Source organism: Leisingera sp. F5, assembly GCF_001593695.1.
On sequence record NZ_LUKH01001368.1, the window covers coordinates 1 to 1074 of the forward strand.

1 pseudogene is annotated in these 1074 nt (G+C 63.7%); it reads left to right on the plus strand.

Annotated features, from left to right (window positions below):
* Positions 1–138 precede the first annotated feature (138 nt).
* A pseudogene (locus A2I95_RS42740) lies at positions 139–1074 on the plus strand (spondin domain-containing protein); the annotation flags it as partial.

Consider the following 1074-nt stretch of genomic DNA (forward strand, 5'->3'; position numbering starts at 1 on the left):
ATCGCAGGCGGCGGCGGCACCGATGCCCTGACCGGCGGCGAAGGCACCGACACCAACAGCTTCATCAATATCGGCGCTGAGGTGGTCGCTGATCTCGGCTCTGGCAGCGCCTCTTATCAGCCGAATGAAACCACCACCGTGTTCGAAAACTTCAGCGGGTTTGAAAACCTCGACGGTTCGGACAATGACGACCAGCTGTTCGGCGACGGCGGCGCCAACACCCTGACCGGCAACGGCGGCGACGACCTGCTGGTGGGCCGCGGCGGCAATGACGTGCTGGAGGGCGGCGCTGGCAATGACATCCTGCGCGGCGGCGGCGGCGCAGACATCACCGACGGCGGCGACGGCATCGACACCGCGGATTTCCAGGATATCGGTGCGGCAGTGATTGCCGATCTGAATTCCGGCGCCGCGGTCTATCAGGGGCCGAACGGCGCGGTTGTGGACACGCTCCTGAACATCGAAAACCTGACCGGATCGTCTAACAACGACGTTCTGAACGGCGATGCTGGCGACAACCTGCTGGCCGGGGGCGCTGGCGGCGACACCATCAACGGCGGCGGCGGCAATGACGTGATCCGCGGCGACGCCATTGGCGATGGCGAGGCAATCACTGTCACCGTGACCAACACCCTGGATGAAGGCGGCACCTTCCTGACGCCGGTCTGGTTCGGCTTCCACGACGGCGAAAACTTTGACCTTTGGACGGATGGCGAGGCAGCCAGCGGCGGGCTGGAGCGCATTGCCGAAGACGCCGGGGCCGATCGATCCGGGTGAAAGCGCCAGCTTTACCCTCAATGTGAGTGTCGATCAGGTCGGCCAAGGCTTCTTTACCTGGGCCACCATGATTATCCCCTCCAACGATGCTTTTCTGGCATCACCTGACGATGCGCTGCAGGATTTCATCTTTGACGCGGACGGCAATTTTGCCGGGCCGCTGGTGATCGAACGCTTCGGCAGCGACGTTCTGGATGCCGGCACCGAGGTGAATACCGAAGAAGGTGCTGCCTTCCTGAACCAGACCGCCCGCGATCAGGGCACCGCTGAGAACGGCGTGGTCCGCCAGCACGAGGG